This window comes from Devosia sp. (assembly GCF_036406155.1).
Classification (GTDB): Bacteria; Pseudomonadota; Alphaproteobacteria; order Rhizobiales; family Devosiaceae; genus Devosia_A.
In genome coordinates this window covers 1-22,527 of sequence record NZ_DASWVV010000161.1, presented here as the reverse complement: position 1 = coordinate 22,527, position 22,527 = coordinate 1, and the positions used below count along the sequence as shown (strand labels likewise).

Below are 22,527 nucleotides of genomic sequence, written 5' to 3'. Positions count from 1 at the left end.
GGCCGAGGCCGAGCGCGCGGCGCTGCTGGCGGCGCTCGAGGAAAGCGGCGGCCAGAAGGCAGCCGCGGCGCAAAGGCTCGGGGTGTCGCGCTCGCAGTTCTACGAGAAGCTGCGGCGCCACAATATCGCCGACTGAGGCGTCCGGCGGCCCGGACGGGTTCCGGGATGCCGGACGGGATTTGCCCCGGCGGCGCCGGCAGGGCCGCGGAATCGGGGCGGGGCGGCAGCTGGCACGGAACTTGTAACGCTGTTGCCGAGCGGGAGGATACCCGCAAGGGAGCAGACGTGCAGAACGGAACCAGGGCGGCCCTCGTCACCGGCTCGACCAGCGGCATCGGGCTCAGCATCGCGCAGCGTTTTGCGGCGGGCGGCTACGACGTGGCGATGAACAGCTTCGAGGCGGACGCGGACGTGGCCGAGATCGTCGCCGCCGTCGCGGCGCGCGGCAACGGCCGGGTGCGCTACTTCCGCGCCGACCTCGCAGATGCGGTGCAGGCGCACGGGCTGGTCGGCGCGGTGATCGCCGAATTCGGCCGCCTGGACGTGCTCGTCAACAATGCCGGGGTGCAGAAGGTGGCGCCGGTCGAGGAGCTGCCGCCGGCCGACTGGGACCGCATCCGCGCCATCAGCCTCGATTCCGCCTTCCACACCATAAGGGCGGCGCTGCCGGGGATGGCGGCGCGCGGCTGGGGCCGCATCATCAACATCGCCTCGGCGCACGGGCTGAGGGCCTCGCCCTTCAAATCGGCCTATGTCGCGACCAAGCACGGCGTCGTCGGGCTGACCAAGGCGGTGGCGCTCGAAGCCGCCGAGAAGGGCGTCACCGTCAACGCCATCTGCCCGGGCTATGTGTGGACGCCGCTGGTGGCCGAGCAGGTGCGCGACCAGGCGAGGGTCCACGGCCTCTCCGAGGACCGGGTAGTGCGCGAGGTGATGCTGGCGCCGCAGCCGACCCGCCAGTTCGTGCAGCCCGAGGAGATCGCCGAACTCGCCGCCTATCTGTGCGGAGACGCGGCGCGCTCGATCACCGGCTCTGCCATTTCCATCGACGGGGGGTGGACGGCGAAATGAATGCGGGGGGCGACGTCATCCTGTCGGCGCGCAAGCTGACCAAGCAGTTCGGCGGCTTCACCGCCGTCCACGACGTCGACCTCGAGGTGGCGCGCGGCAGCATCCACGCGCTGATCGGCCCGAACGGCGCCGGCAAGACCACGTGCTTCAACCTGTTGACCAAGTTCCTGCCGCCGACCTCGGGCGCCATCCTGTTCAAGGGGGCCGACATCACCCGCCTCGCCGCGGCCGACATCGCGCGCCGCGGGCTGGTGCGCTCGTTCCAGATCTCGGCGGTGTTCCCGCGCCTGAGCGTGCTCGAAAACGTGCGCATCGCGCTGCAGCGCCGGCGCGGCGACAGCTTCGACTTCTGGCGCTCGGAGCGGGCGCTGCACAGCTATGACGCGGACGCGCTTATGCGCCTCGAGGAGGTCGGGCTCGCCGCCTTCGCGCAGACGCCGGCGGGCGAACTGCCTTATGGGCGCAAGCGCGCGCTCGAGATCGCCACGACGCTGGCGCTGGAGCCGGAAATGCTGCTGCTCGACGAGCCGATGGCCGGCATGGGCCAGGAGGACGTGGCCCGCATCTCGGCGCTGATCCGGCGCATCGCCGCCAACCGCACCATCCTGATGGTGGAGCACAATCTGTCGGTGGTCGCCGATCTGTCGGACCGCATCACCGTGCTGGCGCGCGGCCAGGTGCTGGCCGAGGGCGACTATGCCACGGTGTCGAAGGACGCCCGCGTCATCGAGGCCTATATCGGGGTGGGGCATGGCTGAGGCTGCTGCACAAATCGCGCCCGAGGCCGCCGCCGCGCCGCTGCTCGCCGTCCGCGACGTCCACGGCTGGTACGACGAGAGCCACGTGCTGCACGGCATGTCGTTCGACGTGCGTGCCGGCGAGGTGGTGACGCTGCTCGGCCGCAACGGCGCCGGCAAGACCACGACGCTCAAGGCGATCATGGGGATACTGGGCAAGCGCACGGGCTCGATCCGCTTCGACGGGCGCGAACTCATCGACCTGCCGCCGCGGCTCATCGCCCTGGGCGGCATCGCCTATTGCCCGGACGAGCGCGGCATCTTCGGCAGCCTCACGGTCGAGGAGAACCTGATGCTGCCGCCCGTCGTGCGCCCGGGTGGGCTCAGCCGCGAGGCGGTGCTGGAGATGTTCCCCAATCTGCGCGAGCGGCTCGCCAGCCAGGGCACCAAGCTGTCCGGCGGCGAGCAGCAGATGCTGGCCATCGGCCGCATCCTCAGGACCGGCGCCAAGTTCCTGCTGCTGGACGAACCCACCGAGGGCCTCGCCCCGGTCATCGTGCAGCAGATCGGGCGCACCATCGAGCAACTCAAGCGGCAGGGTTTCACCATCGTGCTGGTCGAGCAGAACTTCCGCTTCGCGGCGGCGGTCGCCGACCGGCACTACGTGGTCGAGCAGGGCCGGGTGGTCGACGAGATCCCCAATGCCGAACTCGACGCCAACATCGACAAGCTGCACGCCTATCTCGGGGTGTGACTTCACCGCCTGCTTGCAGGCACCATGGAGACTGGGAGGAAGACAACAATGCGACTGACCCAAACCCTGCTGCTGACGGCAGCGGCCATTCTGCTGGCGACGCCGTCGCTGGCCACCGACGTCAAGATCGGCGTGCTCAACGACCGCTCCGGCATCTACGCCGACCTGTCGGGCGAGGGCTCGGTGATCGCGGCCCGGATGGCGGTCGAGGATTTCGGTGCCGCGGCCAAGGGCATCAATGTCGAGATCGTCTCGGCGGATCACCAGAACAAGCCCGACATCGCCTCCAACATCGCGCGGCAGTGGTACGACCAGGAGGGCGTTGACCTCATCGTCGACGTGCCGACCTCCTCGGCGGCCTTCGCCGTCAGCGACATCACGCGCGAAAAGAACAAGGTCTTCATCAACTCGGGCGCCGGCTCGGCCGACCTGACCGGGGCCAAGTGCTCGCCCAACACCATCCACTGGACCTATGACACCTGGGCGCTGGCCAAGGGTACGGGCGGCGCCATGGTGGCGGCCGGCAACACCAAGTGGTTCTTCATCACCGCCGACTACGCCTTCGGCCATTCCCTGGAGAAGGACACTGCCGACCTGGTGAAGGCCGCCGGCGGCGAAGTCGTCGGCAGCGTGCGGCACCCGTTCCCCGGCACCGACTTCTCGTCCTTCCTGCTGCAGGCGCAATCGTCGGGCGCGCAGGTGATCGGGCTGGCCAATGCCGGCGGCGACACCGTCAACACCATCAAGCAGGCCGCCGAGTTCGGCATCACCCAGGGCGGCCAGGCGCTGGCCGGGTTGCTGATCTTCATCACCGACGTGCACGCGCTCGGCCTGCAGACGGCGCAGGGGCTGGTGCTGACCGAGAGCTTCTACTGGGATCTCAACGACGAGACCCGGGCCTGGTCCGAGCGCTTCGCCGCCCAGAACGGCGGCAAGATGCCGACCATGGTGCATGCCGGCGTCTATGCCGGCGTGCTGCACTACCTCAAGTCGGTCGAGGCCACGGGCGGCAAGGACAGCGCCGCGCTGATGGCCTCGATGAAGGCCATGCCGACCGACGATCCGCTGTTCGGCGAGGGCATGGTGCGCGAGGACGGGCGCAAGATCCACGACATGTACCTGTTCAGGGTCAAGGCGCCGGAGCAGTCGAGCGGCCCGTGGGACTACTACGAGAAGCTCGCGACCATCCCGGCGGCGGAGGCCTTCCGGCCGATGGAAGACGGCGGCTGCGAACTGGTCGACTGACCGACGAAAGCGGGAGCGCGCCACACGGCGCGCTCCCATCGGCGAGGCAAGGGCGAGGCACATGTTCGAGCTATTGGGCATCCCACCACAGGCGCTGTTCGGGCAATTGCTGCTCGGCCTGATCAACGGCTCCTTCTACGCACTGCTCAGCCTCGGCCTGGCGGTCATCTTCGGACTGTTGAACATCATCAATTTCGCGCACGGGGCGCAGTACATGATGGGCGCCTTCGTCGCCTGGATGCTGCTGACCTACCTCGGCGTCAGCTACTGGTGGGCGCTGCTGCTGGTGCCGATCATCGTCGGTATCACCGGGGTGGTCATTGAGCGGCTGATGATTTCGCGGCTCTACCACCTCGACCATCTGTACGGCCTGCTGCTGACGTTCGGGCTTGCGCTCGTCATCCAGGGCCTGTTCCGCAACCAGTTCGGCGTTTCGGGGCTGCCCTACACCATCCCCGCCGAACTCGCGGGCGGGCAGAATTTGGGCTTCATGTTCCTGCCCAACTATCGCGGCTGGGTGGTGGTCGCCTCGCTCGCCGTGTGCCTTGCCACCTGGTTCGCGATCGAGAAGACCCGGCTCGGCGCCTATCTGCGCGCCGCCACCGAGAACCCCACCCTGGTCGGGGCCTTCGGCATCAACGTGCCGCGCATGGTGACGCTGACCTACGGCTTCGGCGTCGGGCTGGCGGCGCTGGCCGGCGTGCTGGCGGCGCCGATCTACTCGGTCAATCCCAACATGGGCGCCGACCTGATCATCGTGGTCTTCGCGGTGGTGGTCATCGGCGGCATGGGCTCGATCATGGGCGCCATCGTCACCGGCTTCGGCCTCGGCCTCATCGAGGGGCTGACCCGCGTGTTCTATCCGGAGGGCTCTGCCGTGGTGATCTTCGTGATCATGGCCATCGTGCTGCTCATCAAGCCGGCCGGGCTGTTCGGCAGGGCGGCATGATGAGCGTACCGTCCGAAACCGCCTACCGGTCCGCAGCGGCGGCCCTGTCCGTGGGCACGCCGCGCCACCACATGGCGATCTTTGCCGGGTTGCTGGTGCTGCTGCTGGCGGCGCCGTTCGTGCTCTACCCGGTGTTCCTGATGAAGGTGTTGTGCTTCGCGCTGTTCGCGCTGGCGCTCAACCTGCTGCTCGGCTTCGGCGGGCTGTTGTCCTTCGGCCACGCCGCCTTTTTCGGTTCGGCCAGCTACGTTGCCGCCCACGCCGCCAAGGTCTGGGGGCTGACGCCGGAACTGGCGATCCTCATGGGCACCGGCGCGGCCGGCGTGCTCGGGCTGGGCATCGGCGCGCTCGCCATAAGGCGGCAGGGTATCTACTTCGCCATGGTGACGCTGGCCTTCGCGCAGATGGTGTATTTCTTCGCCATGCAGGTGCCCTTCACCGGCGGCGAGGACGGCATCCAGGCGGTGCCGCGCGGCCGGCTGTTCGGCGTGCTCGACCTCAGCTCCGACCTCACCCTGTATTTCGTCGTGCTGGCCATCGTCTTCGGCGGCATGCTGCTGATCTACCGCATCATCCACTCCCCCTTCGGCCAGGTGCTGAAGGCGATTCGCGACAACGAGCCCCGCTCGGTGTCGCTGGGCTACAAGGTGAACCGCTACAAGCTCGCCGTGTTCGTGCTCTCGGCGACGCTGGCCGGGCTCGCCGGCGCCACCAAGGCCATCGTCTTCCAGCTCGCCTCGCTCACCGACGTGCACTGGACCATGTCGGGGGAAGTGGTGCTGATGACGCTTCTGGGCGGCATGGGCACCGTATTCGGACCCATCGTCGGGGCGGCCGTGATCGTCACGGTGGAGAACTACTTCGCCGGCTTCGGCGCCTGGGTGACGGTGATCCAGGGCGCCATCTTCGTCGCCGGCGTGCTGTTGTTCCGCGAGGGGATCCTCGGGGTCATCGCGCGCTGGACGAAGAAGCCCCTGTGAGGGTGGCGCGGCCCGGCCGCGCGCCCCTTCACTCCGTGCTCAGGCGGCGCAGCAGCAGGGCGGGGCGCGGGCGCAGGGCCTTGCGGATCGTGGTCGCCCCGAGCAGGCCGGTGATGGCGACGGCGCCGAGATCGACGGCGGCCAGCGTCCAGGCGTTGAGGGCGAATTCGACGTCGAGCAGGACCAGCGTCAGGACATAGGCGATGCCGATGCCGAGCGGGGTTGCGAGCAGCGCCGCAAAGGCGGCGAGCAGCACGTAGTGGACGACGGACACCGACAGCACCTCGCTGCGCCTGGCGCCGAGGACCTTGGTGATGACGGCGTCGGCCTGGCGCTGGCGGCGGCCGGTGGCGAGGCTGCCGATGAGGACGAGCAGGCCGTTGCCGACGGCGAGCCCGCCCACCAGCGAGGCGGCGAGGGAGAGCTGGCCCAGCGCCGCGGTGATCTGCTTGAGCGTCTCGCCGATGGCGATGAAGCGCACGTCGGGGAAGTCCGCAGCCAGCCGGCGCTCGACGGCCTCCTCGCGGCCGGGGGCGGCGGTGACGGCGCCGAGCAGCGTCGCCGGGAAGGCTTCGAGCACGCCCGGCGAGAAGGTGGCGAGGAAATCGATGCCGCCCTGCCAGGAATAATCGCGGAAGCTGGCGACACGCGCCGTGATGTCCTCGCCGAAGATCGAGAAGGTCAGTTCGTCGCCGATGGCGATGCCGAGGCCGGGCCCCAGGCTCTGATGCAGCGACACCAGCGGCGGGCCCTGGTAGTCGGCCGGCCACCACGTGCCCGCGACCAGCCGCGAACTGGCCGGCAACAGGGCGCGGTAGGTGAGGGGGATTTCGCCCGAGAGCAGGAACGAGGCCTCCGGCCCGCGCGGCTGCAGGGCCGCGGCAGGGGTGCCGCGGACGGCGGTCAGCGCGCCGCGCAGCATGGGCGTCGCGGTGAAGCGCGTGATGTCGCTGCCTTCGGCGGTGATCGCCGCCAGCGCCTCGACCTCGTCGTCGAACAGGTCGGAGGCGACCAGGGTCGGCGCATCGAACACGGAGGCGCCCAGATACTCGTTACGCAGATTGACCTCGAGCACCAGCACCACCACCAGCATGGCGAGGGCCAGCCCGACCGAGATGACGACGGTCGGGGCGTTGGAATCGGAGCCGGAAATGTCGCGCAGGGCGTAGCGCAGCACGCGGCTCGAGGGCTCCGGCAGGCGGTGCAGGAGGCCGCCGGCGAGGGCGAGGGCGAGCCGGAACAGCACCACGGCGAAGACGCTGACGGCGGCGAAGGCGGCGACCAGCAGCGCGTCGCCGGTCATCACCACGGCGAGCCCGAGGATGCCGGCGCCGGCGAGCGCCAGCGGCGCGGCCTGCCACGAGGCGAACAGCGCCCGCCAGTCGAGGGGCGGGGCGGCGAGGCCCTTGGAGCGGAACAGGGTGACCGGGCTGATGCCCTGCGCCTGCTGCAGCGGCAGGTAGGAAAAGGCGAAGGCAGTGAGCAGGCCGACGCCCGCCGCCACCAGCAGCGGCTGGGCGTGCAGCGTCGGCGGCAGGTTGACGCCGACCGCCTCGCCGACCACCGGCAGGGCGAGCAGCGCGGTGCCGGCGCCCACCGCCAGCCCGAGGCCGACGCCGATGGCGGCGAGGCACGCGACCTGGACGAAGAAGTGCAGAAGGATGCGCGCCCGGCTGGCGCCGATGCTGCGCAGGATGGCGATGACAGCGGACCGCTCGCTCACATAGGCGGCGATGCCGGTCCACACGCTGACCCCGCCGATGAGCAGCGACGCCAGCCCGACGATGACCAGGAAGCGCATGAACAAATCGTAGTAGCGCACCATCGGGCCGAGCCCGTCGCGGGCCGAACGCACCGTCCAGCTGGGGTCGGCCAGCGCCTGCTCGAGCGCCGCCTTGCCGGCCTCGGCATCGAGCCCGGCGAGCTTGAGCTTGTAGCGGAAGAAGGTGCCGAGCCCGGGCAGCGGCGAGGTGCGGTCGCCGAGCACGGCGAGGCCCTGGGTGGTGATCACCGCCGGCAGGCCGAGGCGGAAGCCGCGCACCGGGCCGTCGGGCAGCCCGTGCAGCAGGCCGCGCGCCTCGAAGGGGGTGCCGCCGATCTCGACGATGTCGCCGAGGGCGACGCCGAGCTGGTCGAGCAGCAGCGGGTCGACGAGGGCGCCGAAGCGGCCGTCGCGCCAGGACAGGAACTCGTAGGCGCGCTCGCCGGGAGGGAGCTGGGCGGTGGCGATGCGGCCGAGCAGCGGATAGGCCTCGCCGATGGCGACGAGGTCGACGAACGCCTCGTGCCCGTCGGCCTCGGCGCGCACGTTGGTGTCGATGACGCTCGCCACCTCGCCGTAGGTGGCGAGCAGGGCCAGCTCCGCGGCGGTGGCGCCGCGGTCGGCCCGCGACAGCTCGAGGTCGCCGCCCATCAGCAGCGCCGCGTCGCGCTCCACCGCCTGGCGGATGGAAGCGCCGACCGAGCTCACCCCGGCGATCAGGGCGGTGCCGACGGCGAGGCAGGCGATGAGCAGGAAGAAGCGGCGGAAATCGCCGCGCATGTCGAGCAGGCCGATGCGGACGGCAGCCCAGAACCCGGGCATCAGGCGTGCACCGGACCGGCCTCGGTCAGTTCGCCCAGGGTCATGGTGAAGACGCGGTCGGCGCGCGCTGCCAGCGCCGGATCGTGGGTGATGAGGACGACGGCGGTGCGTTGCCGGCGGGCGAGGTCGAACATCAGCTCGATGACCATGGCGCCGGTCTTCTGGTCGAGATTGCCGGTGGGCTCGTCGGCGAGCAGCAGGCGCGGCTTGGCGATCATGGCGCGCGCCAGCCCGACGCGCTGCTGTTCGCCCCCCGACAGCGCCGACGGCCGGTGGTGCAGCCGGTCGCCGAGGCCGACGGCGGCGAGCGCCTCGGCGGCGGCGGCGCGCGTCGCCTGCGCCTTCAGGCCCGGCGAGGCGATCTCGAGGGCGAGGGCGACGTTGTCGAGGGCCGACAGCGAGGGGATCAGGTGGAAGCTCTGGAAGACGATGCCCAGCGTCTGCCGCCGGAACAGGGCCAGCTCGTCCTCGCTGAGCCGCGTCAGGTCCTGCCCGGCGACGACGACCTGGCCCGAGGTGGGCCGCTCGAGGCCGGCGAGCAGCATCAGCAGCGAGGTCTTGCCGCTGCCCGAGGGGCCGACGATGGCGACGACTTCCGCGGGCTCGACGCGCAGCGCGACGTCGCGCAGGATGTGCAGCGGACGGGACGCGATCTGCAGGGTGTAATTCACGCCGGAAACGGCTATGATGGGGCTTCCGGAGAGGGGTTCCGGAGGCGGGTTGCCGGGTGGGGCGACCCGCGGTCCTGCCGGGTGCGAGGACGCCGTGGTGGGTGTGGCCGGGGCCTTGGATCCCTTGGCAACAGACATGTCGTTCACTAAGTACCCTCTCGCCCCTGGCGGACCCCGGTCCCGCCCCTGTGGGCAAAACCAAGAATGCAGCGGAATCCGTTGCGGCGACTCTGGCAGATTTCGTACCGGTTTGAAAAGCGTCAGTGGGGGGGAGCCCGTGAAATGACCAAGTTGCGCCTGCATGCCGTGGCCTCGATCGCGGCGCTCGCGCTGGCCGGACTGATGGCAGCGCCGGCGCAGGCGGGGCCGGCCGAACTCGAACTGCTCACCTCGTATATCGGCAGGTGGAGCGGGGCGGGCGTGCTGGTCGGCGGGGAATCGCCCGAATCATTCCGCTGCCGGCTGACCGTGGCCAAGGGCAATCTCGAGAAGATCAACTATTCGGGGCGCTGCACGCTGATCAACATGAACCTGTCGGTCGCCGGCACCATCGCCTACAACGATGCCAGCCGGCGCTACCAGGCGGTGATGAGTTCGAACGCCGGCTTCACCGGCCAGGCCGTCGGGCTCAGGCGCGGCAACGAGATCAGCTTCGATCTGTCCGAGCGCCAGGTCGACCGCGGCGGCAACGACGTCCGCATCGGCTCGCGCATCCGGCTGATCGGCGATTCCATCACCGTCGACTTCGAGGTCGAGTTCAACCAGTCGGGCGAAGTGCTGACGGCGACGGTGCCGTTCTCGCGCTAGCCGTTTTCGCCCGGTTCGTCGCCCCTCAGCGCGCCAGCCAGCCGCCGTCGACGGGAAGGACGGCGCCGTGCACATAGGCCGAGGCCGGCGCCAGCAGGAAGACGGTGGCGTCGCCGATGTCGGCGGGCGCGCCCCAGCGGCCGGCCGGGATGCGGGCCAGGATGGCGGCCGAGCGCTCCGGATCGGCGCGCAGCGCCTCGGTGTTGTTGCTTTCGACATAGCCGGGGGCGATGGCGTTGACGTTGATGCCGCGCCCCGCCCACTCGTTGGCCAGCACCCGGGTGAGGCCGGCGACGCCGTGCTTGGAGGCGGTATAGGCGGCGACGCGGATGCCGCCCTGGAAGCTTAGCAGCGAAGCGATGTTGACGATGCGGCCGGGGCGCCCGGCGGCGAGCAGGCGCTTGCCGAATGCCTGCGACAGCAGGAACACTGTCTTGAGGTTGAGATCGAGCACGGCGTCCCAGTCGGCTTCGCTGTGCTCGGCGGCATCGGCGCGGCGGATGATGCCGGCATTGTTGACGAGCCCGTCGATGGGGCCGTGCTCGGCCCAGGCGCGCTCCAGCATGGCGACGGCGGCGCCGGGCGCGGCGAGGTCGCAGGCAATGGCGACGAACCGCCCGCCCACCGCGGCGACCGCGTCGGCGGTCTCCGCGAGCGGGGAGCGGGCGACGCCAAGCACCGTCGCTCCGGCCCTGGCGGCGGCGACGGCGATGCCCTGGCCGATGCCGGTATTGGCGCCGGTGACGAGGATGGTCCGGCCGGCGAGGCTGAAGGCGTCGAGGTCCATCAGCGCAGCTCCGCGATGGCGACCGGGTCGACGTCGGTGTAGTCGACGTTGTCGCCCGCCATGGCCCAGATGAAGGCGTAGCTCGCCGTGCCGACGCCGGCATGGATCGACCAGCCGGGCGAGAGCACCGCCTGCTCGTTGGCCACCACGAGGTGGCGGGTCTCGTCGGGCTCGCCCATCAGGTGGAAGACGCGCGCCGCCGGCGGCAGGTCGAAATACAGATAGGCCTCGGAACGCCGGTCGTGGACGTGCGGCGGCATGGTGTTCCACATCGAGCCGGGGGCGAAGGTGGTCATGCCGACAACGAGCTGGCAGGTGCGCGCCCCCTCGGGATGCACGAACTGGAAGATCGAGCGCTGGTTGCCGGTCTCGTGGCTGCCGAGATCGAGGCGCTTTGCCTCGGTGCTGCGGATCAGCCGGGCGGGGATGGCGGCGTGGGCAGGGGCGCTCAGCAGGTAGAACCTGGCAGGGGTGGCGGGGCTGTCGGAGGCGAACAGCACCTCGCTGGCGCCCATGCCGGCATAGACCATGTCGCGCGGGCCGGCGGCGAAGCGCGCGCCGTCGACGCTGACCGTTCCCGGCCCGCCGACATTGACGGCGATCAACTCGCGCCGGTCGAGGAAGCCGGGCGTGCCGGTGGGCGCGATGGCTGCGAGCCGGAGGGGCTCGCCGAGCGGGGTGGCACCGCCGACGACGAGCCGGTCGTAATGCGTGTAGGTAAGCGCGATGCGGCCGGGAACGAACAGGGTCTCGATGAGGAAGTGCTGCCGCAGTTCGTCGGTGCCCATCAGGGCTGCCGCCGCAGGATCGATGGCCCAGCGGGTTTCGTAGTCGGTGTGGCTGTCTGCTTCGCTCATGGCTCTCTCGCAGGATGCGCCCCCTCGCGGCGCGGCGCGCCGGGCCCGGGGTCGGACCCGGGAGAAGCGTCCTTCCCCTGGAGGGGAAGGCAGGGATGGCTGGGGTTTCAGAGGATGGTCCGGCGGCGAGGCCGGACCGGCGGTCGGTCATGCCTCCTCGGTTGCCGCGGAGGGGTAATGCGCGGTGCGTTCGTGCAGGCGGGTGCCGTAGCGCTCGAGGCTGGCGCCCAGGTGCCGGCGCATGGCGTCGCGTGCGCCGGCGGCGTCGCCCGCCGCGATGGCATCGAGGATGGCGAGGTGCTCGCGCTGCAGCACCGCCTGGTATTCGGGATTGAAGGCCAGTTCGGTGGAGAACGGCGTTGCCACGTCGCAGGGGATGGCGCGCTCGCCCAGCGCGTCCAGCATCTCGACATAATACGGGTTGTTGGTGGCCGCGGCGATGGCGCGGTGGAAGGCGAAATCGGCGCTGCCCGTCGACTGCCCGAGCCGGAGCAGCCGCTCGAACTCGAAGAAGGCCTCCTGGATCGAGGCCAGCTGCGAGGGGTTGCGGCGCGCAGCGGCGAGGGCGGCGCTCTCCACCTCGATGGCGAGGCGCACCTCCAGCACGTTGATGGCGGCCGAGACGCGGCTACCCATCTCGGCGGCGAACGAGCCGACGGTCGAGGCGGGATGGTTGGCGGCGAAGACGCCGGCTCCCTGGCGGGCTTCGACCAGGCCGTCGGCGGCGAGCGCCGCCAGCGCCTCGCGGACCACCGTGCGCGAGACACCGAAGCTTTCGGTGAGCTTGCTCTCGGTGGGCAACTGCTGGCCGGGCGCGATGTCGCCGGCGAGCAATTGCGCACGCAGGGTCTCGGCGATCTGCGCCGAAAGCTTGCGCCGCGGCGCCACGCGGACCTGGTGAGCGGATGTCATGTCAGTGCCCCTTTAACAGCTCTGGCAGCCAGAGCGAGATCGCCGGGATATAGGTGACCAAGGCGAGCACGGCTATGCCGGCGAGGTAGAACGGGCCGATCGAGCGCATCGCCTGCCAGACGGTGATCCTGCCCACGGCGCAGGCGACGAACTGCACGGCCCCGACCGGCGGCGTGTTGAGGCCGATGCCGAGGTTGAGCACCATGATCACCCCGAAATGCACGGGGTCGATGCCGTAGGCCGTCACCACGGGCAGGAAGATGGGGGTCGTAATGATGATCATCGGCCCCATGTCCATGAAGGTGCCGAGCAGCAGCATCAGGACGTTGAGCAGCAGCAGGATGACGATCGGGTCGCGCGAGATGGAATTGAGCATGCCGATCAGCTGCGCCGGCACCTGCAGATAGGCCATCAGCCACGAGAAGGAGGCGGCGGTGCCGATGATGATGAGGATCATCGAGGTGGTGCGCACGGCGCCCAGCGTGCAGTGCACGAACGCCTTCCAGCTCATCTGGCGGTAGACCATGATGGTGACGAGCAGCGCGTAGATGACGGCGATGCACGAGCTTTCCGTGGCGGTGAAGACGCCGGAGCGGACGCCGCCGAAGATGATGGCGATGAGCAGCAGGCCCGGGATGGCGACGGCGCCGTAGTGCAGCACCCGGCGCAGCCCGGGAAAGGCGTCGACCGGATAGCCGCGCTTGCGGGCGACGACATAGGCAGTCAGCATCAGCGCGGCGGCAAACAGCAGGCCGGGCAGGATGCCGGCGGTGAACAGGTCGGCGATGGAAATCTTGCCGCCGGCCGAGATCGAATAGATGATCATGTTGTGGCTGGGCGGCAGCAGCAGGGCGATCAGCGCCGCCATGGAGGTGACGTTGACCGCATAGTCGGCGCCGTAGCCGCGCGCCCTCATCTGCGGGATCATCAGCCCGCCGACGGCGGCTGCCTCGGCGACGGCGGAACCGGAAATGCCGCCGAACAGCGTGGCGGTGGCGATGTTGACCTGGCCCAGCCCGCCGCGCAGGTGGCCCACCAGCGAGCCGGCGAAATCGACGATGCGCTGGGCGATGCCGCCGCGCACCATGAGGTCGCCGGCATAGACGAAGAAGGGCACAGCCAGCAGGGTGAAGATGCTCATCCCCGAGTTCATCTGCTGGAACACGACCAGCGGCGGCCGGCCGATGGTGAGGATGGCGGCGAAGCTGGCGACGCCGAGGCAGAAGGCGATGGGCACGCCGATCAGCATCAGCAGGGTGAAGGAGCCGAACAGGACCCAGAGCGTCATCGGTCAGGCTTCCTTGACGGCGTCGAGGTCGGGTACGTCCTCGATGTTGATGTCCTTGTCGACGTCGGTGCCGGAAAGCCGCAGGACGACGCGCTCGAGCGAGAACAGCAGGATGAGCACGCCGCCGCCGACCAGCGGCAGGTAGCGGATACCCTCCGGGATGCCGAGCGCCGGCAGGCGCGCCCGCCACTGCAGGCCGACGAGTTGGGCGCCGTAAAACACCATGCCGGCGGCGAAAGCGATGACGACGGCGTCGGAGATGGTGCGCAGCACCTTCTTGCTCCCCTTGGGCAGGATATAGAGCAGGACGTCGAAGCCGAGATGGTAGTTCTCGCGGATGCCGACGGCGGCGCCGAGGAAGATGAACCAGCTCATCAGCAGCACGGCGGTGATCTCGGTCCAGCTGTTGGACCAGCCCAGCACGTAGCGGGTGAAGACCTGCCAGAAGACGATTACGGTCATCAGCACGAGAAAGAAGCCGGCCACGTAGAGGGCGGCGGTATTCAGCGCCGTGAGCACGCGGCCCGCCCGGGCCAGGCGTGGGCGCGGCATCGGCGCCGCCTCGCCGATCGTGATGGGTTCGCTCATGTCGATACTCCTTCCACTGGCCGGGTGTCGGCCGCTGCCGCCTGCCAGCCCTCTCCCCGCAAGCGGGGGAAGGCATGGATGCGGTGGAAGCGGCAGCACAGCGCCGGCATCACGGAACGGGTTCTGGAGGAGGCTGGCGACCAGCCTCCTCCGGCCATGCCGGGCCTATTGCACGGCCTGGATGCGGGCGACGAGGTCCTTGAGCTTGGGATCGGTCACGTGCTTCTCGTAGACCGGCTTCATGGCGTCGATGAAGGCCTGCTTGTCGGGCGTGGTGATGGTCGAACCGGAGGCCTCGACGAGGGCCCGCGACTTCTCCACCTGGGCGTCCCACAACTCGTACTGCTTGCTCACGCTCTCCTTGGCGGCGGCGCGGAAGATCGCCTGGTCCTCTGGGGTGAGCGTGTCCCATACCATCTTGGAGATGACCAGAACTTCGGGCACGATCAGGTGCTCGTCGAGCGAGTAGTACTTCGCCACCTCCGAGTGCTTGGCGGTGTCGTAGGAAGGAAAGTTGTTCTCCGCCCCGTCGATGACGCCGGTCTCGATGCCCGAATAGACCTCGCCATACGGCATCGGCGTGGCCGCGGCGCCGAGCGCGGCCACCATGTCGACGAAGATGTCGGACTGCATGACGCGGAACTTCATGCCCTGCAGGTCGGCGGCGGAGTTGATCGGCTTCTTCGAGTTGTAGAAGGAGCGGGCGCCGCCGTCGTAGAAGGCGAGCCCGATGACGCCGTAAGGCTCGAAGGCGGCGAGGATCTCGTCGCCGATGGGGCCATTCATCACCTTGCGGGCGTGTTCGACCGAACGGAAGATGTAGGGCAGGGAGGGTACCGTGGTTTCGGGGATGAGGCCGTTCCACGGTCCCAGCGAGGTACGGTTGAGGTCGATGACGCCGGCGCGCACCTGCTCGACGGTATCGGCCTCCTGGCCGAGCTGGCTCGAGTGGTAGACCTCGACCTTGTAGCGCCCGCCGGTGCGTTCCTCGACCAGCTTGCCGAAATACTTGACCGCCTCGACGGTCGGATAGCCGTCGGGATGCGTGTCGGACGAGCGCAGGACGGTCTGGGCTCCGGCGGGCCCGATCAGCAGCGTGGCAGCCAGCAGTGCGCCCGCCGCGAGTTTGGTCGCGTGAAACATGAAAGTCCTCCCAATGAATGTCCGCGCGCAGGTGTGGGGCGCCGGTCATGGCGGACGCGCCTGCGGCACGATCGTGGCAGCCTCCTCCGACTGCCGAGCAGATTTGGTAGGCGACGGCAGGTAAAAGTCAACAGACAAGTTTCAAAAGTTGTCTGATGACTTTCGGCGAACGCTGGCGGCACCTGGCGGCGCGGCGCGCCAACATTCGCTTGTCGCTGCCGGGCGGGAGCGGTAAAATTCAGCTTTCGAGGGACATCCGATGCTCGCCGGACGCCGCGTGTTGCTGGTCGAGGACGAACCGCTGATCTCCATGATGCTGGAGGACATGCTGGCGGAGGCGGGCTATGTCGTTGCCGGCTCGGAGCGGGACAGCGGCGGCGCGATGGCCGTGATCGAGAGTGCCGAACTGGACGCCGCGGTGCTCGACATCCACATCGCCGACGGCGACAGCTTTCACCTCGCCGACGTGCTGCTGCGCCGCGGCGTGCCGGTGGTCTTTTCGACCGGCGTGGGCGAGAGCGAGATCCCGGCCCCGTACCGGCGCCATCCGGTCGTCATCAAGCCGTTCGACCTGCCCGAACTCGAAGCGGCGCTGGACCGGGCACTGCCGCGGCCGGCCGCGCAATAGGCACGGCGATTGCTGCCGCTAGCGCTTCGGCTCAGCCGGCATAGGCCGCCTCGAGTTCGGCCACGACCAGCTTGCGCATCTGCAGCATCGCCTGCATGGCGCGGGCGGCGCCGGCCTTGTCGGACCCGTTGAGGAGCAGCGGCAGGGCCCTCGGGACGACCTGCCAGGAGAGCCCGTAGCGGTCCTTGAGCCAGCCGCACATGCTCTCCTCGCCGCCGCCGGAGGTGAGGTGCTCCCAGTAGTGGTCGACCTCGGCCTGGTCCTCGCAGTCGATGGAGAACGAGACCGCCTCGGTGAAGGGGAACTGCGGGCCGCCGTTGAGGGCCTGGAACGGCTGGCCGGCGAGTTCGAAGCGCATGGTGAGCACGGTTCCCGCCGGCCGCGGCGCTCCCTCGCCGTAGCGGCTGACATCGTGGATGCGGCCGTCCCTGAACACCGAGACGTAGAAATTGACCGCCTCCTCGATGCGATCGTCGAACCACAGGCATGGGGTGATCTTGTGCATCTGTCGTCTCCTGCCGTTGGGTGCCGCCTGCCGGTGCCGACTTAGGGCTTCGCTAACCATTAGTGGCGAGAGTTGCGGCGGCGATGTGGACAACGCGCCGCGGACAGCTGTTCTGGCCCGGACGGCCGGCGGCGCCGCGGCCGTCATGGGCCCTGGGTGAGGGGGAGCCTCGATGAAGTCCTGCCTGATTGTCGATGACTCGAGCGTGGTGCGCAAGGTCGCGCGCCGCATCCTCGAGGACATGGATTTCATCGTCGACGAGGCGGAGGACGGCCAGGAAGCCTTCGACAAGTGCCGCCAGGAGATGCCCGACGCGATCCTGCTCGACTGGCAGATGCCGATCATGAACGGCATCGAGTTCCTGAAACTGCTGCGCGGCTATGTCGGCGGGGAGAGGCCGCGCGTGGTGTATTGCGTCACCGAAAACGACGTCGGCCAGATCGCGCTGGCGCTCAAGGCCGGGGCCAGCGACTACATGATGAAGCCGTTCGACCGCGACATCCTCGAAGCAAAGTTCGCCGAGGCGGCGCAGCTTCAGGCCAACTGACTGCCCCGGAGGATGCCGGCGCGGCTCGCACTCGACGGGCGCGAGCCGGTGGGAATTTGTCCTGGCGAAGTGTCCGGGGAGCAGCCCCACGCCAAGGCGACCGGGGCAACTGCGACCCCAATACGGCGGTGGGGATGGCTTTGCATGTACGATCCGGGCGGACCTTTTTGACCCGGTCGCGCCCTTGAGCGCGTTTGCCGGCCGGCGGCAGGGCCGATGCGGGCGGCAGCGCCGCCCGCAGAGATCAGGCGACGCTTTCGGCGTAGGCCTCGCCGTCGTCGGGCTCGCGCAGCACGTAGCCGCGGCCCCACACGGTCTCGATGTAGTTCTTGCCCCCGGTCGCCACCGACAGCTTCTTGCGGAGCTTGCAGATGAAGACGTCGATGATCTTGAGCTCGGGCTCGTCCATGCCGCCATAGAGATGGTTGAGGAACATCTCCTTGGTGAGCGTCGTGCCCTTCCGCAGCGAGAGCAGCTCCAGCATCTGGTATTCCTTGCCGGTCAGGTGCACGCGCGTGCCCGTGACCTCGACGGTCTTGGTGTCGAGGTTGACGGTGAGGTCGCCGGTGGTGATCACCGACTGGGCGTGGCCCTTGGAGCGCCGGACGATGGCGTGGATGCGGGCGACCAGTTCGTCCTTGTGGAACGGCTTGGTCATGTAGTCGTCGGCGCCGAAGCCGAGGCCGCGCACCTTGTCCTCGATGCCGGCAAGGCCGGACAGGATCAGGATCGGCGTCTGCACCTTGGCGACGCGCAGGGTGCGCAGCACCTCGTAGCCGCTCATGTCGGGCAGGTTCAGGTCGAGCAGGATGATGTCGTAGTCGTAGAGCTTGCCAAGATCCACGCCCTCCTCGCCGAGGTCGGTGGTGTAGACGTTGAAGCTTTCCGATTTCAGCATCAGCTCGATGCTTTGCGCCGTGGCGCTGTCGTCCTCGATCAAGAGCACACGCATGCCGTTCCCCTATATATCGTCCCTGCTGGACCGGATGGCTCACCCCTGAGGTGCCGTCACCCTTAACCGAACCCTACTGGATGCGACCCAAACCTAAGCGCAACTAGTTAACAAAGTTTAATTCTGATCCGCAATATGCAATCCATGTCAACGCCCACATATATTAACTCATTGAAAAACAAGGGAAAAAGACCTATCATTTTCTTAACAAAACAGATTAAGAAAGCCTTCCAATCGACTCTCGAGATTCACGGATTGCGGGTGCGGGCAGAGGGCCTGGGCGCCGGGACGGTGTCCGGGCAGGGGTGCCTCCGAAGGCAAGGTTAACGCTTTTTGCTTAACGGTCGGTTACCCTGCAGCGGGTGCCCGATTCGGGAGGCGCGGCGGCCGTTGAAAGCTCTCAGTGCAGCGATCGAGGCGATCGACGAGGTCGAGGTCTTTGGCCGCGTGCGTACGGTCCAGGGCCTCCTGATCGAGGTCGTCGGGCCAAGGCGCGAGCTCACCGTGGGCGGCCGCGTGGTGATCGAGACCGCCGGCGGCGGGGCGCTGCCCGCCGAGATCATCGGTTTCCGCGATGGGCATGCGCTGTGCCTGCCGTTCGGCCCCGTGACCGGCGTCCGCCTCGGGTGCCGCGCCGTCTTCACCCGCCACGACGGCGCCGTCTACCCCTCCAGCGCCTGGCTCGGCCGGGTGGTCGACGCCAATGGCGAGCCGATCGACGGCAAAGGCCCGCTGGCGCGGGGCGAGGCGGCCTACCCGCTGCGCCGCAGCCCGCTCGCGGCGCACGACCGCGCCCGCGTCGGCGCGCCGCTGGACATGGGGGTGCGCACGCTCAACACCTTCACCACCATCTGCGAAGGCCAGCGCATGGGCATCTTCGCCGGGTCCGGAGTGGGCAAGTCGGTGCTGATGAGCATGCTGGCGCGCAACGCCCAGGTCGACGTCGCCGTGATCGGGCTGATCGGCGAGCGCGGCCGCGAGGTCCAGGAATTCGTCACCGACTATCTGGGCGAGGTGGGCATTGCGAACGCCGTGGTGGTGGTCGCCACCTCCGACGAAGCGGCGCTGATGCGGCGGCAGGCGGCGTACCTCACGCTCACGCTCAGCGAATATTTTCGCGACCAGGGGCAAAAGGTGCTGTGCATGATGGACAGCGTCACCCGCTTTGCCATGGCGCAGCGCGAGATCGGGCTGGCCATCGGCGAGCCGCCCACCGCCAAGGGCTATCCGCCGACGGTGTTCACGGAACTGCCGCGGCTGCTCGAGCGGGCCGGCCCGGGGCTGGTGAATTCGGGTTCCGTTACCGGACTGTTTACCGTTTTGGTCGAAGGTGACGATCACAACGAGCCCATTGCGGACGCCGTCCGCGGCATCCTCGATGGGCACATCGTGATGGAACGGGCCATTGCCGAGCGGGGCCGTTATCCGGCGGTCAATGTGTTGCGGTCCATCTCGCGCACCATGCCGGGTTGCGTGCCGCACGCGGTCCGGCCGACGCTCGGCAAGGCGCGCGAATTGCTGTCGGTGTTTGCCGACATGGAGGAACTGATCCGGCTGGGGGCGTACCGGAAGGGATCGGATCCGAAGGTGGACCGCGCGATCGCGATCAACCCGGCGCTGGAGGCTTTCCTGAGTCAGCAGCGGGAGGAGCGCACCTCGATAGCCGACGGCTACAACATGCTGGCGGCGATCGTGGACATGGCAGGCGACTGAGGCATTCGGTCGGGGCTTGGTGGGGTAAGGAGTACAAGTCATGAAGTCGCGCGGCGAGAGCCTGATCCGGTTCAAGAAGTTCCAGGCCGACGAGAAGCGCCGCCAGGTGGCGCAGATCGAGATGATGATCGCCGATTTCGAGCGGATGGCGGCCGAACTCGACCAGCAGATCGAGATCGAGCAGCAGAAGACGGGCATTTCCGATGTCGCCCACTTCGCCTATTCCACCTTCGCCAAGGCGGCGATGACGCGGCGGGACAACCTGCTCGCGTCGGCGCAGGACATGAAGGATAAGCTCGAAGCGGCCCAGGACGAGCTGGCCGAGGCCGTCGAGGAACTGAAGCGGGTCGAACTGCTCGACCAGCGCGAGCAGACGCGCGAGGGAGTCGAACAGGCGAAGGCCGAGCAGGCCGCCTACGACGAAATTGGCCGGCTGCGGCACATGCGCTCGTAGCGATCCCCGCAGCATCGGGCGCCAAACGCCCGCTCCAACTGGATTTTCCCGGCTTCCGACGGGCAACCCGGCGGTTCCCGGTGGAGGGGCGCCGGCGGCACGACGAAGGACCCGCCGGAGCGGGTCCTCCTCGCAGGTGGGGGGTTACGACGCCTGCACCATCAGGCGCTGGGTCTCGCGCTCATTGGCGTAGGTGTCGCGGTTGAAGGCTGCCTGCTCCTCCAGCTGCGCCTTGGTGACGTTGAGCAGCAGATAGCGGTTGTTGTTGGCGTCGGCGGCGAAATCGAGATTTTCGAAGCCGATCGCCACTTCCTTGGCGCCGATGCCGAGGAAGCCGCCGACATCGACGATGATGGCGTCGATGGTCTTGCCGTCCGCGGCCAAGACGAAATCGCCGATGGTGCCGACATGCTCGTCATTGGGGCCGTAGACGTCGGTGCCGATGAGTTCCTCGGCCGTCAGCGTCGCTTCGTCGAGCGCGTTGAGGCTGCTGCGATCGAAGGTCGTGGGGGCGGTGGCGGCCGCACCCGGCTGGGTGTTCACGGAACCGGTGCGGGTCTCATCCATGTCGGCATCCGCGCCCGGCTGGACCGGGGCCGGCGCCTGGGCGGTGCGGCCGGCAGCCTTGTCGTCCACCAGCTCCACGGCGGGGGCGGCAGCCAGCGCCTCCTTGGTGGTGCCGAGCACGAGGCGTTCGGTGTTGTCGGCGGCGGTGGTCCATTCGAGCTGGGCGTAGTCGACGGCGACGTTCTTTTCGCCGACGCCGAGGAAGCCGCCGACGCCGATGATGACGGCAGCGACGTCGCCCGCCTCATTGATCACGAGATCGTTGATCTCGCCGATGCGCTCCGCCTCGGCGGCCGCCGAGGCGTAGACGGGAAACCCGAGCAGGCGGCTGGCGAGGCCGTCGGTGTCGACCATCTGGTAGCCGTGGGCAAGCATGTCGCCGGAGGCGGCGGGCTGCGCCGCCGGGGCGGCGGCATCCTGGGCCATGGCGCCAGTTGCCAGCAGGGCGGCGAGCGCAGTAGTGGTCAAGAGGGTGCGGATCATTGTATTCTCCAGGGGTTCGTCGTTGCGATGAACATGGCCGTGCGGCGCGACGCTGGGCAGTGGAGCGCCGTACGGCCACCATGACCCGACAACGCCTGTTGCCGCGCATGCGTTCCCCCGGGGACGCAGCGCCTGTGCAGCCAGACGAGGCAACTGCCTGGCCTGGCCCCCAGGCGTCGGATTAACCGGTCGAGAGGCGCCAGCGCACCTTGACCCGCCCCCTGGGGCGCACCAGATTGACGCGGCCACCGGGGGGGAGTGGCGAGATGTTCCTCAGCGTTTTTGATATCTTCAAGGTGAGCGTCGGCCCGTCATCGTCGCATACGATGGGGCCGATGATCGCGGCCAACCGCTTCATCGATGCCGCCCGCGCCGCGCCGCTCGACCCGTCCGGGCCGCTGGCGGTGCGCTGCCATCTCTACGGCTCGCTGGCCTATACCGGGGAGGGGCACGGCACGTTCCGCGCCGTGCTGGTGGGGCTGCTCGGTTTCTCGCCGGAGAACTACGACCGCGGCGTCGCCGACCGCGAGCTGGCCGAACTGGGCGAGCACCACCGGCTCGACATCGGCCGCGGGCGCGTGCTGACGCTCGATCCCGTCGCGACCGTCGTGCCCGAGCGCGGCAAGCGCCTGCCGGCGCATCCCAACGCCATGACCTTCCGGCTGGTGGATGCCGGCGACGCCACGGTCTTCGAACAGACCTACTATTCGGTGGGCGGCGGCTTCGTCGTGAGCGAGGACGAGATGCAGGCTGGCGCGGCGGCGCGGCCGGCGGGGGAGGAGGTGCCGTTTCCGTTCTCCACCGCCGCCCAGATGCTGCAGATGGGCAAGGAATCGGGGCTCAGCATCGCGCAGATGAAGCGCGCCAACGAGCTGGCACGGCGCAGCGCCCCCGACCTTGCGCAGGGGTTGGCGCGGGTATGGGAGGTGATGGACCGCTGCATCGATCGCGGCCTCGAGGGCGAGGGCATCCTGCCCGGGGGGCTCAATGTCCCGCGCCGGGCGCGGGGCATGCGCGAACAGCTCGAGGCGCGGCACGGGGCCAATACGGCGCCGCTGCATTCGGCGGTGGACTGGCTGTCGGCCTACGCCATGGCGGTGAACGAGGAGAACGCCGCCGGCGGGCAGGTGGTGACGGCGCCGACCAACGGCGCTGCCGGCGTCATCCCGGCGGTGATCCGCTACTATCTCGACCTCGTGCCCGGGGCCAGCCGCGAGCACGTGCCGGACATGCTGCTGACCGCCGCCGCGGTCGGCGGGCTGATCAAGTACAACGCCTCCATCTCGGGGGCGGAAGTGGGCTGCC

General features: G+C 68.9%; 24 protein-coding genes. 13 read left to right on the top strand and 11 right to left on the bottom strand.

Features of this window, described 5'->3' with window-relative positions; genetic code table 11:
* From VGD93_RS10370 to VGD93_RS10340, 7 genes are all read left to right on the top strand, one after another.
* On the top strand, positions 1 to 136 hold a 136-nt coding region (locus tag VGD93_RS10370), incomplete at its 5' end, for a helix-turn-helix domain-containing protein (RefSeq protein ID WP_395011764.1).
* Positions 137 to 285: 149 nt separating this feature from the next.
* Positions 286 to 1,071: a 3-hydroxybutyrate dehydrogenase gene (locus VGD93_RS10365; RefSeq protein ID WP_395011760.1), complete on the top strand. Its 786-nt coding sequence runs from the start codon at positions 286 to 288 to the stop codon at positions 1,069 to 1,071.
* Positions 1,068 to 1,829, top strand: a complete 762-nt coding sequence (locus VGD93_RS10360; protein ID WP_395011758.1) for an ABC transporter ATP-binding protein — start codon at positions 1,068 to 1,070, stop codon at positions 1,827 to 1,829. Before VGD93_RS10365 ends, VGD93_RS10360 begins: the two co-directional genes overlap by 4 nt.
* A complete protein-coding gene (locus VGD93_RS10355) occupies positions 1,822 to 2,562 on the top strand; it encodes an ABC transporter ATP-binding protein (protein ID WP_395011756.1) in 741 nt (246 codons plus the stop codon). The genes VGD93_RS10360 and VGD93_RS10355 overlap by 8 nt, the downstream gene beginning before the upstream one ends.
* 48 nt (positions 2,563 to 2,610) lie before the next feature.
* On the top strand, positions 2,611 to 3,807 hold the full coding sequence (locus VGD93_RS10350; RefSeq protein WP_395011754.1) for an ABC transporter substrate-binding protein: 1,197 nt from the start codon (positions 2,611 to 2,613) through the stop codon (positions 3,805 to 3,807).
* Positions 3,808 to 3,868: 61 nt separating this feature from the next.
* Positions 3,869 to 4,756: a branched-chain amino acid ABC transporter permease gene (locus VGD93_RS10345; protein ID WP_395011752.1), complete on the top strand. Its 888-nt coding sequence runs from the start codon at positions 3,869 to 3,871 to the stop codon at positions 4,754 to 4,756.
* Positions 4,753 to 5,736 carry a branched-chain amino acid ABC transporter permease gene (locus VGD93_RS10340; RefSeq protein WP_395011750.1) on the top strand — a complete coding sequence of 328 codons (984 nt, stop codon included), beginning with the start codon at positions 4,753 to 4,755 and terminating at the stop codon, positions 5,734 to 5,736. Before VGD93_RS10345 ends, VGD93_RS10340 begins: the two co-directional genes overlap by 4 nt.
* Before the next feature lie 28 nt (positions 5,737 to 5,764).
* Here the strand turns inward: VGD93_RS10340 and VGD93_RS10335 are convergent, their stop codons facing one another.
* Both VGD93_RS10335 and VGD93_RS10330 read right to left on the bottom strand, forming a co-directional pair.
* Positions 5,765 to 8,320: an ABC transporter permease gene (locus VGD93_RS10335; protein ID WP_395011748.1), complete on the bottom strand. Its 2,556-nt coding sequence runs from the start codon at positions 8,318 to 8,320 to the stop codon at positions 5,765 to 5,767.
* Positions 8,320 to 8,991 carry an ABC transporter ATP-binding protein gene (locus VGD93_RS10330; protein ID WP_395011746.1) on the bottom strand — a complete coding sequence of 224 codons (672 nt, stop codon included), beginning with the start codon at positions 8,989 to 8,991 and terminating at the stop codon, positions 8,320 to 8,322. The genes VGD93_RS10335 and VGD93_RS10330 overlap by 1 nt, the downstream gene beginning before the upstream one ends.
* 282 nt (positions 8,992 to 9,273) lie before the next feature.
* Here VGD93_RS10330 and VGD93_RS10325 point away from each other — a divergent pair, with 282 nt between their 5' ends.
* Positions 9,274 to 9,798, top strand: coding sequence for a hypothetical protein (locus VGD93_RS10325; RefSeq protein ID WP_395011744.1), 525 nt, complete (start codon positions 9,274 to 9,276; stop codon positions 9,796 to 9,798).
* A 25-nt stretch (positions 9,799 to 9,823) separates the two neighbouring features.
* Here the strand turns inward: VGD93_RS10325 and kduD are convergent, their stop codons facing one another.
* The 6 genes from kduD to VGD93_RS10295 form a co-directional block, all read right to left on the bottom strand.
* Positions 9,824 to 10,585 (bottom strand): 2-dehydro-3-deoxy-D-gluconate 5-dehydrogenase KduD, encoded by a 762-nt coding sequence (kduD, locus tag VGD93_RS10320; protein WP_395011742.1) that lies wholly within the window; start codon positions 10,583 to 10,585, stop codon positions 9,824 to 9,826.
* Positions 10,585 to 11,442 carry a 5-dehydro-4-deoxy-D-glucuronate isomerase gene (gene kduI / locus VGD93_RS10315; protein WP_395011740.1) on the bottom strand — a complete coding sequence of 286 codons (858 nt, stop codon included), beginning with the start codon at positions 11,440 to 11,442 and terminating at the stop codon, positions 10,585 to 10,587. Before kduI ends, kduD begins: the two co-directional genes overlap by 1 nt.
* Before the next feature lie 147 nt (positions 11,443 to 11,589).
* Positions 11,590 to 12,354: a FadR/GntR family transcriptional regulator gene (locus VGD93_RS10310; protein WP_395011738.1), complete on the bottom strand. Its 765-nt coding sequence runs from the start codon at positions 12,352 to 12,354 to the stop codon at positions 11,590 to 11,592.
* Position 12,355: 1 nt separating this feature from the next.
* On the bottom strand, positions 12,356 to 13,642 hold the full coding sequence (locus VGD93_RS10305; RefSeq protein ID WP_395011736.1) for a TRAP transporter large permease: 1,287 nt from the start codon (positions 13,640 to 13,642) through the stop codon (positions 12,356 to 12,358).
* A 3-nt stretch (positions 13,643 to 13,645) separates the two neighbouring features.
* The gene (locus VGD93_RS10300; protein ID WP_395011762.1) at positions 13,646 to 14,194 is read right to left on the bottom strand and encodes a TRAP transporter small permease; all 549 of its coding nucleotides are present in this window, start codon (positions 14,192 to 14,194) and stop codon (positions 13,646 to 13,648) included.
* A 201-nt stretch (positions 14,195 to 14,395) separates the two neighbouring features.
* Entirely contained in the window at positions 14,396 to 15,373 is a 978-nt protein-coding gene (locus VGD93_RS10295) for a TRAP transporter substrate-binding protein (RefSeq protein ID WP_395011734.1), read from the bottom strand.
* A 259-nt stretch (positions 15,374 to 15,632) separates the two neighbouring features.
* On the opposite strand from VGD93_RS10295, the gene VGD93_RS10290 reads away from it, so the two are divergent.
* Positions 15,633 to 16,001, top strand: a complete 369-nt coding sequence (locus VGD93_RS10290) for a response regulator (protein ID WP_395011732.1) — start codon at positions 15,633 to 15,635, stop codon at positions 15,999 to 16,001.
* A 31-nt stretch (positions 16,002 to 16,032) separates the two neighbouring features.
* Here the strand turns inward: VGD93_RS10290 and VGD93_RS10285 are convergent, their stop codons facing one another.
* A complete protein-coding gene (locus VGD93_RS10285; protein WP_395011730.1) occupies positions 16,033 to 16,506 on the bottom strand; it encodes a VOC family protein in 474 nt (157 codons plus the stop codon).
* A 172-nt stretch (positions 16,507 to 16,678) separates the two neighbouring features.
* Here VGD93_RS10285 and VGD93_RS10280 point away from each other — a divergent pair, with 172 nt between their 5' ends.
* Positions 16,679 to 17,053, top strand: coding sequence for a response regulator (locus VGD93_RS10280; protein WP_395011728.1), 375 nt, complete (start codon positions 16,679 to 16,681; stop codon positions 17,051 to 17,053).
* Between the two features lie 244 nt (positions 17,054 to 17,297).
* Here VGD93_RS10280 and ctrA read toward each other — a convergent pair whose 3' ends face one another.
* On the bottom strand, positions 17,298 to 18,005 hold the full coding sequence (gene ctrA / locus VGD93_RS10275; protein ID WP_395011726.1) for a response regulator transcription factor CtrA: 708 nt from the start codon (positions 18,003 to 18,005) through the stop codon (positions 17,298 to 17,300).
* Between the two features lie 390 nt (positions 18,006 to 18,395).
* Between ctrA and fliI the strand changes: the two genes are divergently transcribed.
* Both fliI and fliJ read left to right on the top strand, forming a co-directional pair.
* Positions 18,396 to 19,718 carry a flagellar protein export ATPase FliI gene (fliI, locus tag VGD93_RS10270; protein WP_395011724.1) on the top strand — a complete coding sequence of 441 codons (1,323 nt, stop codon included), beginning with the start codon at positions 18,396 to 18,398 and terminating at the stop codon, positions 19,716 to 19,718.
* A 40-nt stretch (positions 19,719 to 19,758) separates the two neighbouring features.
* On the top strand, positions 19,759 to 20,172 hold the full coding sequence (gene fliJ / locus VGD93_RS10265) for a flagellar export protein FliJ (protein WP_395011722.1): 414 nt from the start codon (positions 19,759 to 19,761) through the stop codon (positions 20,170 to 20,172).
* A 144-nt stretch (positions 20,173 to 20,316) separates the two neighbouring features.
* Here fliJ and VGD93_RS10260 read toward each other — a convergent pair whose 3' ends face one another.
* Entirely contained in the window at positions 20,317 to 21,222 is a 906-nt protein-coding gene (locus tag VGD93_RS10260; protein ID WP_395011721.1) for a PRC-barrel domain-containing protein, read from the bottom strand.
* Between the two features lie 266 nt (positions 21,223 to 21,488).
* Between VGD93_RS10260 and VGD93_RS10255 the strand changes: the two genes are divergently transcribed.
* On the top strand, positions 21,489 to 22,527 hold a 1,039-nt coding region (locus VGD93_RS10255), incomplete at its 3' end, for an L-serine ammonia-lyase (RefSeq protein ID WP_395011719.1).

Bases quoted from the DNA above. Each gene is read 5' to 3' on its own strand.
- VGD93_RS10300 (WP_395011762.1), bottom strand. From the start codon at position 14,194: ATGCCGCGCCCACGCCTGGCCCGGGCGGGCCGCGTGCTCACGGCGCTG.
- VGD93_RS10310 (WP_395011738.1), bottom strand. From the start codon at position 12,354: ATGACATCCGCTCACCAGGTCCGCGTGGCGCCGCGGCGCAAGCTTTCG.
- VGD93_RS10355 (WP_395011756.1), top strand. From the start codon at position 1,822: ATGGCTGAGGCTGCTGCACAAATCGCGCCCGAGGCCGCCGCCGCGCCG.
- VGD93_RS10285 (WP_395011730.1), bottom strand. From the start codon at position 16,506: ATGCACAAGATCACCCCATGCCTGTGGTTCGACGATCGCATCGAGGAG.
- VGD93_RS10345 (WP_395011752.1), top strand. From the start codon at position 3,869: ATGTTCGAGCTATTGGGCATCCCACCACAGGCGCTGTTCGGGCAATTG.
- kduD (WP_395011742.1), bottom strand. From the start codon at position 10,585: ATGGACCTCGACGCCTTCAGCCTCGCCGGCCGGACCATCCTCGTCACC.
- VGD93_RS10280 (WP_395011728.1), top strand. From the start codon at position 16,679: ATGAAGTCCTGCCTGATTGTCGATGACTCGAGCGTGGTGCGCAAGGTC.
- VGD93_RS10350 (WP_395011754.1), top strand. From the start codon at position 2,611: ATGCGACTGACCCAAACCCTGCTGCTGACGGCAGCGGCCATTCTGCTG.
- VGD93_RS10290 (WP_395011732.1), top strand. From the start codon at position 15,633: ATGCTCGCCGGACGCCGCGTGTTGCTGGTCGAGGACGAACCGCTGATC.
- VGD93_RS10305 (WP_395011736.1), bottom strand. From the start codon at position 13,642: ATGACGCTCTGGGTCCTGTTCGGCTCCTTCACCCTGCTGATGCTGATC.
- kduI (WP_395011740.1), bottom strand. From the start codon at position 11,442: ATGAGCGAAGCAGACAGCCACACCGACTACGAAACCCGCTGGGCCATC.
- VGD93_RS10335 (WP_395011748.1), bottom strand. From the start codon at position 8,320: ATGCCCGGGTTCTGGGCTGCCGTCCGCATCGGCCTGCTCGACATGCGC.
- VGD93_RS10325 (WP_395011744.1), top strand. From the start codon at position 9,274: ATGACCAAGTTGCGCCTGCATGCCGTGGCCTCGATCGCGGCGCTCGCG.
- fliJ (WP_395011722.1), top strand. From the start codon at position 19,759: ATGAAGTCGCGCGGCGAGAGCCTGATCCGGTTCAAGAAGTTCCAGGCC.
- VGD93_RS10360 (WP_395011758.1), top strand. From the start codon at position 1,068: ATGAATGCGGGGGGCGACGTCATCCTGTCGGCGCGCAAGCTGACCAAG.
- VGD93_RS10340 (WP_395011750.1), top strand. From the start codon at position 4,753: ATGATGAGCGTACCGTCCGAAACCGCCTACCGGTCCGCAGCGGCGGCC.
- VGD93_RS10260 (WP_395011721.1), bottom strand. From the start codon at position 21,222: ATGATCCGCACCCTCTTGACCACTACTGCGCTCGCCGCCCTGCTGGCA.
- VGD93_RS10295 (WP_395011734.1), bottom strand. From the start codon at position 15,373: ATGTTTCACGCGACCAAACTCGCGGCGGGCGCACTGCTGGCTGCCACG.
- ctrA (WP_395011726.1), bottom strand. From the start codon at position 18,005: ATGCGTGTGCTCTTGATCGAGGACGACAGCGCCACGGCGCAAAGCATC.